The organism is Candidatus Arthromitus sp. SFB-turkey, assembly GCF_001655775.1.
Lineage (GTDB): Bacteria > Bacillota > Clostridia > Clostridiales > Clostridiaceae > Dwaynesavagella > Dwaynesavagella gallinarum.
In genome coordinates this window covers 1-9745 of sequence record NZ_LXFF01000003.1, presented here as the reverse complement: position 1 = coordinate 9745, position 9745 = coordinate 1, and the positions used below count along the sequence as shown (strand labels likewise).

Below are 9745 nucleotides of genomic sequence, written 5' to 3'. Positions count from 1 at the left end.
TAATGTAGTAAAACCAGGTGGAGGTTCATCAAGTTCATCTGGAAGTTCTTCAGGAACCGGAAATTCTATAAAAAAGCCTACAACAACGACAAGTGGAAGTAATAAACCAACTGCACCAAGCAAACCAATTCAAAATAATGGTAACTCTACTACTACAAATAAGCCTAGTAAACCAACAAATTCATCAAACAATTCAAGTAGTAACAACAGTAGTACAAGTAAACCAAATGGAAACACAGGTGGTAATAGTAGTAGTACAAGTAAACCAAATGGAAATAACGGTGCAAATACTAATAATCCTGGAACAGGTGAAAAACCTGAATTAGATCAAACTTTAAAGCCAAAACCAAGTATTGGTGATAAAATTCAAGCTGGATCAGCTATATTATCTAACGTTATGGGAGTAGGATTTTTAGTTTCAGGAATTGCTGGTGCGGTTCAAGCAGCTGAAAGTGCTAAGCTGCAAGAAAAGCTCCAAAAGGAATCAATAGAGGCACAACAAAAAATGCAAGAGAAACAGCATGAACATGATAGAGAAATGTTAAAAGCTCAGGAAGCTATGTATGCAGCTCAACAAGGAAATTCTGATGAAGTTAATCAAGAGTCAGGAGAAGAAACAGATGATGGATATTTAGATAAAGATGGGAATTTTCATTTATCAGATGGTTCAGGATATGTTGATAAAGATGGAAACTTTCATTTATCAGATGGTTCAGGATATTACGATAAAGATATGAATTTCCATTATTCAGATGGAACAGGATATTTAGATAAAGATGGGAATTTTCATTTATCAGATGGTTCAGGATATTATGACAAAGATGGAAATTTTTATCCATCTGATAAAGATGGACATTACGATAAAGATGGGAATTATGTAGAGGATTATGAAAGTTCCGATGAAGATAGTGAAGATGAGGAATATGAAGAAGATGAAGAAGATGATAGATTTGAAGATGCAGTTTTAATTGAAAAGAATACTGATGATTCAAGAAAAAGCACTTATGCTGTGTATTATGAAGATGCTTCTGAATCAGATGATGAAGAAATATTGTATGAAAACGGTGTTTCTAGAGCTAGAGTTTTAGAACATCAAGATAGATTTGAGAAATATATTTCTGATGGAACTTTTACTCATAGAGAACTTCAATCTATAAAGGAAAATATAGAAGCTGGAAGGATGAACTTTTTTACAATTGAGTATATGTATGAACAGGATATTTTTTCATTAGAACAATCTAATGCTGCACTTGAAATGCTTCAATATTTTCAAACAAAAGGAAGTTTTTAACCTAATTCATTCAAGGGAGAGGGAATTTATTCAAGGAGGAATAAAATTTTATGAAATCTAAAGATGAGAATCAAACAAAAGTAAAACACGATAAAGAAGTAGATTCTAAGAGAAAAAAATTTTTAAATAAAGTAGCAATGGCTACAGCTTTTGTTGGAGTTACAGGAATTGGAATACAAAATTTACCTGAAGTAAAAGAAGTTAGTGCAATGATGAAAGTACCGACTACAAGACCTCAGAGTCCATCATTAAAACCTGGTGGAATGTTTGCGGGAAGCACTGGAGGGTTTAGACCTGTTTCACCTAGTGTAGGTATTGGAAAGAATCCAATAAGTTCTCCGATAAAGAATCCAGTAAATAATTCAACGATAAAGAATCCAGTAAATAATTCAACGATAAAGAATCCAGTGACATCAAGTACAAATAAGCCTAATAATGGAACAAGTACAATAAAACCTGGAAATACAGGTACTTTAGTTAATAAATTTGAAGGTATGAATAATGGTAGTGGGAATACTCCTATAAGTACTAAACCACCTTCACCTTCAACTAATAAACCAATAACAGCTCCACCTAAGCCAAATACAGGAACAGGTATAGGAACTACAGCTCCACCTAAACCTAATATGGGAACAGGTATGGGAACACAATCAAAACCGAATACAGGAACAGGTATGGGGACACAATCAAAACCAAATACAGGAACAGGCACAGGAACAACTACAGCTCCACCTAAACCAAATACGGGAACACAATCAAAACCACAGACAGGGAATACGACAACAGGATCAACAAATGGATTAAGTCAAAATAAACCAGGTGGTAATACAAATTTAGATTCAGGTAAAAAACCAGTTATAACACAAACAAACTCAGGAGGAAGTACAGCGGGAAAACCAGGAGGAAGTCTTACAAATAAGCCGGGAGGAAGCACAACAGGTGGGATAAGTCAGAATGGTTCGAAACCAGGAACAAGTGGTACAGGTCAAAACACTTCAAAACCAGGAACTTCAGGAAGTGGAAATTCTGCAGGTGCATCAGGAAGTACAGCAGGAAAACCAGGAAGTGGAAGTCTTACAAGTAAGCCAGGAGGAAGCACAACAGGTGGGACAAGTCAGAATGGTTCGAAACCAGGAACAAGTGGTACAGGTCAAAACACTTCAAAACCAGGAGGAGCCACAAACAATACTGGAAAACCAAATAATATACCATCTGGAAGTTCTTCAAATTCGTTAGCGGGAGATGATACCCCTACAAATACAAGAAGAGTTTCAAGTACAACAACAAATAACACTACAAATAATACAACTAATACTACTCAAACAGGTGGTAAAGATAGATTTGGAAAAGTTATGGGAGTAATTGGACTTGTGAGTACTGTAGCGTTTTTAGGAACTTCCGTAGCTGGAATTTTACAAGGAGAAAAATCTCTTGAAGCTCAAAGAGAGCTTCAGGAAGAGGCAATAAAAGCTCAACAACAGCTTGCGGAAAATCAGCAAAGAGAAGAATATGAAAAATTAGCAGCACAACTTGGAGGAAAGTATGATCCTGATAGAGGAGTTATAGTTTTACCAGATGGAAGTGAATTAAATGTGGTAACAGGAATTGTGACCTATCCAGATGGAAGTTGGGTAGATCAAAATGGAAATCTTCATTTACCAGGAGGTGGAACTATAGATAAAGATGGAAATATAAACCTTGATGGAATTGGAACTGTAGATAAAGATGGAAACTTAGTTTTAGAAGATGGAAGTGGATATTTTGATTCAGATGGTAATTTTCACCCATCAGGAGAGATAAATACAGTTAAAGGAGTATCAGGAGGAGTAGGATTTGGAGGAATGCATCTCGATACTCAGTTTGGAGGAATGAAAGTTTTAAACCAAAGTGGAAACTATGGATATAAAGCTTATGATAAAAATGCTTATGATGAAGCGCTTGCTAAGTCGCATTCACATTCAAGTGTTGAAGAAGGTATTTTTACAGCAAGAGAGTATGATGCAATAGTTAACTTAATTTTATCAGCAAAGCTTAATGAAAATATAGCTAAGCAAATGGAAAAAGATGGACAATTAACATCTGCACAATTAGAGGTTGTTTTAAAACTTTTAGATAGTTTTAATTCAAGTGGAAAAATATAGGAATTTTATTAATCAGGGAGGATAAAAAAATGGGAAATGTAAGTGGAAATGGAAAAGAAAATACTCTTAGAAAAAAAGTTTTGAAAAAAGCAGCGATGCTTGCAACAGTTGCAAGTATAACTGGAGCTTGTGCTGTTGGTGGACAAAAACCAAAGGAATCTGAAGCTTTAATCGGAGCTATTATTATGGCCATTGTGGCGGGGGTTACTACAGCTGCTAGTATAGGACAATCAGTTTATGAAACTGAGTCTGCGAAAAATATGCAGAATCAAGCTGTTAAGGAACAAAAAAGACAAGAAGAAGAGGCGAGAAAACAAGCAGAAGAGGCAAGAAAACAAGCAGAAAGAGAAGCAGAAGAGGCAAGAATACAAGCTGCGTTGGAAGATCCTAATTATAATGTTAGACTTCAAGAGCAAGATGAAGAAGAAGGGAAGACTATAGATATGAGTTCTGCTGATAATTCAGCTGTCTTAGAGCAGCAACAACAAGAAGCGATGGCTCGTGCAAGAAGACGTAATAGCATAAAAAGACCAACAGCTCCACCTAAAGATGTAAATGTTGGTGGATTTGGAGTTGAAGAAGAAGTAGAAGAGGTTGTAACTGAAGATATTGTTAATAATGAAGAGGAAGTAGTAGAAGAGGTTGTAACTGAAGATATTGTTAATAATGAAGAGGAAGTAGTAGAAGAGATTGTAACTGAAGATATTGTTAACAATGAAGAAGAAATAGTAGAAGAGGTTGTAACTGAAGATATTGTTAATAATGAAGAAGAAGTAGTAGAAGACATTGTAGATGATGATGTTAGTTATACAGATGAGAGTTATGAAGAGTTTGTAGAAAGTGATTCTGAATCTAATATAGTTAGATTGAGTTTGAAAGATGTTGATTTTGGTAGTGATGAATTTAATGGTGTTATAGAACAAATAACTACTGGAGGAGATTATGTTGAAGTTGATGAAGATATGCTTATGTCAGAGAAGGATGCTCAAAATCATAGACTTGTAGAAGAAGGGTTTTTAAGTGCTGAAGAGATTATTTTATTAGATTTTGGAATAAGAAATGGAACAATTAATGAAGATGTATTAAATTCAATGTATGAAAGTGGAGAAGTTTCTGACGAATATTATGAGGGAGCTATGGAGCTTTTGTTTGAAATTTATGAAGAATTATCTAACTAGTAAAGTAAAGCTATCTTTTTAAAAAGATAGCTTTATTAATTTTTTGATTAATAAAGATGGAATGAAGAAAGATAAGGAATAGTGAAAAACAATAAAGAAAGAGAGGCAAAGAAGAAAATATTAAGAAGTATGTAAAAAAATAAAAGAGATTGGTTAGCGTCCAATCTCTTAATTGTTATTAGTTTGATTCAAGTAAATCTTTAATTTTATTGTAGTAACGTTTCTTTTATATACAACAAATCAATAAATTTCAGAATTATATAGGAAATAACGCTGGTATTTAAAATATATTTAGTTTATTTAATTTATCATCAAAGAATAAATCTGTGTCTAAATATATTGTTAAGTGTCACTTTAGTAAATTATTTATTACATTTAATTAAGTTTTTACAATCGGGATTTTCTGAATCTATTTGATAGTATTTTTTCGTACGTTCATCATAAATAAGTTCTTGTGCTTGATCTTCAAAATATATGGTAATTGAATAAGGTAGTGAAAAAAGAATTAAGAAGTATATAAAAAAATAAAAGAGATTGGTTAACTTCCAATCTCTTAATTGTTATTGATTTGATTCAAGTAAATCTTTTAATTTCATTTTAGTAACTTCTCCTTCATATACAACAAATTCATCAGTTTCAGGATTATATAGGAAATAGCTATTAGTATCTAAATCATATATTAGTTCATTTCCTTCACTATCAAAGAATAAATCTGTATCTAAATATTCCGCAAGTGTCATTTTAGTAACTTCTCCATTATATTCAATTAAGTCTTCAGAATCAGGATTTTCTGGATCTAGTTGATAGTATTTTTTTGTACGTTCATCATAAATAAGTTCTTGTCCTTGATCTCCAAAATATACAATAACTGAATTTGGATCTACTTCCTCTTCAACCTCTTCTTCAGTTGTTTCTTCTTCAACCTCTTCTTCAGTTGTTTCTTCTTCAGCATCTTCTCCGGTTATTTCCTCTTCAGTATCTTCTTCGATTATTTCTTCTTCAGAATCTTCTTCAGTTATTTCTTCTTCAATGTTTTCTTCAATAAGTCCATCTTCTTCAGTTAGTTCTTTATCTAATTCTTCATCATCAGTTGTATTTTTATCAGAAGTATTAGTTGATGAATCAAAAGATTCGGCTACTTCATTTAAGGTATCGATTAAATCAGGTAATTGCGATTTAAATTCATTAATTGTTTTTAAAAGTGACACCAGGTTTTCTTTTACATCTTTTAATAAAATATTTAGAGATATTTGATTTTTAGAGTTGCTATTAATTATTGAATTATATTCTGCAAAAAGTATTTTGTATGTGTCTTCGAATACTAGTACTGTAGGCATTAATGAAAAAATAGTAGAAGGAAGTTCTAAGCTTATTTCTTCATTTATTTCTTCAAGAAGTGATTTTATTTCTCCTAGTAACATATTGCATGTATTTTGTTCAGAGTAAATTGATGGTGTAGTTGTATTATCATTTAAATATTTAGTTATAGTTTTTGGTTCATTTAAATTAACATCTACATAACTATTTAGTTCACCTTCCATGTCTGAAAGTACACGTAAAGGGTCAAAATCGGGAAATGTAGTATCAAATTCATTTATAAATTCAAATCCGTAAGACATTGGTTTAGCAAGGTCGACTATTTCATCTACAGTTACGCTATCATCTGAATTTAACATTTGTAAAATATTTGTTGTTTCGCTTTCAGAATCTTCTTCATCTGTATCTTCATCTTCAAGAGACTCTTCTAAATCTTCATTTTCTTCTATTACGTTTCCATTTTCATCTAAAAGAGGTTCATTTTCTGTTAAACCTTCTTCGTTTGTTGTTTCTAAATCAGCATTTTCATTTAAAGCTTCTATTTCAGAAGATCTAGTTGATATTTCTTCTTGTGAATCATTTGAATTATTATTTAAATCGTTTGATGTTGCATTAACAACTACTGTTCTTGATACTCTTGCTTTAGCAAAATTTGAAGTATCTACAGTGATATTTGATATAAAAGAAGCCATTATAATACCAGAAAGGAATTTTAGATTTTTTTTCATTTGTTACCTCCGAAAAATATATATAAATTTTCAAAAAATTCTATAGTTATATTTAAATTATCGAGATAACAAAATGAGTTTTAATAGTTGCGAGAGAAATCATGAAAAAATTTTAGTATATTTTCATTATTTTCAAAAAAATTAACTAAAACATTTATTTTATTTAAGGTTTCATTACTTAGTGTATGTTCAATTTTTTCTGTTTCATATGTAAGGTTTATGTTAGCGTTTAAAAGTTTTAAAAATTTTTCGATAGTATTATGACGGTTAATTAGAAATTCTCCAAGTTCTATCCCTTTATCTAAAAGTAAAATATGTTTGTATCTTTCAAAAGAAATAATATTTTTGTTAGATAATTTTTTAATCATTTTCGTTACAGAAGGTGGTTTAACATTTAATTTATTTGCTAAGTCATTTACTCTAATAGGTAAATTTGTTTGAAGATGTATTCTATATATCATTTCTAAGTAATCTTCTTCACATGGAGTTAAAGAATTATTTATATTTCTTGTGAAATCGCTAAAAGTATAAAATTTTTCTTCAATCATTATTTCAAACCTCTTTTAATTAAATTAATAAATATTTATTCATATTTGATATTTAAAATGTAATAGAACTATTTTTAAAATGAGCACATATAATTTATAAAAGTTAGCTTAGGTTAAAATTTATTTTTAAGAAGGATTGAACTATGAAAAGTATTTGTGAGTTTAAAGTAGGGGATTTTATAGAAATTTTATCAGTTAATCTTTTGAAATATCAAAAAGAGAGAATGTTATCTATTGGTTTTACTAGAGGAGCTATTATTGAGGTTATAAGAATTGGACCTAAAAAAAATTTAACTGTATTTGATGTTAGAGGAGCTATGATTGCACTTAGAGAAGAGGAATCGAAATTTATTTATGGTAAAAAAATTTAAGGAGGAGTTATGGGACTTACAAATGTAGCTTCAAAGAAGGAATTTATGAAAGATATTTTTGATACCAAAGATAAAAATAAAAGAGTTGTGTGTTTGGTTGGTAATCCTAATACAGGTAAGAGTAGTGTTTTTAATACTTTAACAGGTCTTCATCAACATACAGGAAATTGGTCTGGAAAAACCGTTGTAAATGCTTATGGAGAGTATAAACACAGAGATAAAGATTATGGCATAATTGATTTACCTGGAGTTTATTCTATTTTTTCATATTCTCAAGAAGAAGAAGTTTCGAGAGAATTTATATGTTTTGGGCATTATGATGTTTTAGTTGTAGTTTGCGACATGACTTGTATTGAAAGAAATTTAAATATATTTTTTCAAGTGCTTGAAATGAATACTAAGATTATACTTTGTTTGAATTTATATGATGAAGCTAGAGACAAAAATATAAATGTAAATGTGGAAAATTTAGAGAAAAATTTTGGGATTCCTATTGTGGTTACCTCTGTTAAAGAAAACTTAGGAATAGATGAACTTAAAGATAAAATATGTGATGTTATAGAAGGAAAATATGAATTTAATGTACAGAATTTAAATTATGGGGAAGACATTGAAGAAAATGTTTCAAAAATAGAAAGTGAATTATGTTTTTTAGAGAATTTTAAAAATAAAAGATGGTTAGCACTTAGAATACTAGATAGTGATGATGATTTTTTTGATTTTATGAAAAATTATTTAACAAATGAAGAAAATGAAAAATTACATTATTTACGTAAAAAATTTAGTAATATAAATAATAACGAAATACGTGAACATATTGTTGAAAAAATATATGAAAAATGCAGAAATATAAAAAAGAATTATGTATCTCAAAAAGGAGACAAGCATTTAAGAGATAGAAAAATAGATGATATAGTAACATCTAAAAAATATGGTATTCCTATAATGCTTGGAGTTTTATCTATAATTTTGTTTATTACTATTAGTTTGTCTAATGTTCCTTCAACTATATTATCAAATATGTTTAATTTTTTAGAATTGAAATTATCTGATCTTTTAAATTATTTGAAATTTCCAGTATTTTTACATGATATGTTAGTTTATGGACTTTTTAGAGTTACAGGATGGGTAATTTCTGTTATGCTTCCTCCTATGGCTATATTTTTTCCTATGTTTACATTTTTAGAGGATCTTGGTTATTTGCCTAGAGTGGCATTTAATATGGATCATTTATTTAAGAAATCAGGATGTCATGGTAAACAATGTTTAACAATGTGTATGGGATTTGGGTGTAATTGTGCAGGAATTATTGGAACAAGAATAATTGAATCTAAAAGAGAAAGATTAATTGCAATTATTACTAATAATTTTGTTCCATGTAATGGTAGATTTCCAACAATAATAGTGTTATCATCAATATTTTTTTCAGTTACAACAAGTGGGTTATTTAATTCTATTATTACAGCATTAATTGTAACAATTATTATAATAATTGGAGTTTGTGTAACTCTTTTAATATCTCATATTCTTTCAAAAACATTATTAAAAGGGGAACCTTCATCATTTACTTTAGAACTTCCTCCGTATAGGAAACCAAAATTAAAAACAATTTTATATACATCGCTAATTGATAGAACTATATTTGTTTTAGGACGAGCCGTTATGGTTGCAGCACCATTTGGAATTGTTATATGGATTTTGGCCAATATTTTTATAAATGATGTTAGCATAATAAATTATATAATACAATTTTTAAATCCAATTGGGAAATTAATAGGACTTGATGGATCTATATTATCTGCATTTATTTTAGGTATACCTGCAAATGAGATAGTTATGCCAATACTTTTAATGAGTTATTTATCAACAGGAACTCTTGTTGATTTTGATACAGTTAATTCTTTAGGAATGATTTTAAGGGATAATGGATGGACAATAATTACTGCAATAAATACAATGTTATTTTCTCTTTTACATTTTCCATGTTCAACTGCTTTATGGACAATAAAAAAGGAAACAGGAAGTAATAAGTGGACGATATTATCATTTTTAATTCCAACTTGTGTTGCATTTATAGTGTGTTTTTTTGTTAATATAATTTTACGTATTATATTTAAAGTGTGAAGAAATTTCACACTTATTTTTTTCGAAAATAAATAATTGATTTATAA

The 9745-nt window shown here is 29.8% G+C and carries 6 protein-coding genes and 1 pseudogene; 5 read left to right on the top strand and 2 right to left on the bottom strand.

The features are described 5' to 3' along the window. The 3 genes and pseudogenes from A6P36_RS00175 to A6P36_RS00165 all read left to right on the top strand — a co-directional run. Nucleotides 1–1291 (top strand): annotated as a pseudogene (locus A6P36_RS00175) (hypothetical protein); the annotation flags it as partial. A gap of 50 nt (nt 1292–1341) precedes the next feature. Next, entirely contained in the window at nt 1342–3432 is a 2091-nt protein-coding gene (locus A6P36_RS00170) for a hypothetical protein (protein WP_066760163.1), read from the top strand. Between the two features lie 29 nt (nt 3433–3461). Continuing rightward, the gene (locus A6P36_RS00165; RefSeq protein ID WP_066760162.1) at nt 3462–4610 is read left to right on the top strand and encodes a hypothetical protein; all 1149 of its coding nucleotides are present in this window, start codon (nt 3462–3464) and stop codon (nt 4608–4610) included. A gap of 560 nt (nt 4611–5170) precedes the next feature. Here the strand turns inward: A6P36_RS00165 and A6P36_RS08020 are convergent. Both A6P36_RS08020 and A6P36_RS00155 read right to left on the bottom strand, forming a co-directional pair. Next, the gene (locus tag A6P36_RS08020; protein ID WP_066760160.1) at nt 5171–6655 is read right to left on the bottom strand and encodes a hypothetical protein; all 1485 of its coding nucleotides are present in this window, start codon (nt 6653–6655) and stop codon (nt 5171–5173) included. An 80-nt stretch (nt 6656–6735) separates the two neighbouring features. Then, on the bottom strand, nt 6736–7203 hold the full coding sequence (locus A6P36_RS00155) for a metal-dependent transcriptional regulator (RefSeq protein WP_066760159.1): 468 nt from the start codon (nt 7201–7203) through the stop codon (nt 6736–6738). A gap of 143 nt (nt 7204–7346) precedes the next feature. Here A6P36_RS00155 and A6P36_RS00150 point away from each other — a divergent pair, with 143 nt between their 5' ends. Next, complete coding sequence (locus A6P36_RS00150; RefSeq protein ID WP_066760158.1) at nt 7347–7574, top strand: FeoA family protein; 228 nt, start codon at nt 7347–7349, stop codon at nt 7572–7574. Nucleotides 7575–7583: 9 nt separating this feature from the next. Further along, nucleotides 7584–9698, top strand: coding sequence for a ferrous iron transport protein B (feoB, locus tag A6P36_RS00145; RefSeq protein ID WP_066760157.1), 2115 nt, complete (start codon nt 7584–7586; stop codon nt 9696–9698). Nucleotides 9699–9745 lie beyond the last annotated feature (47 nt).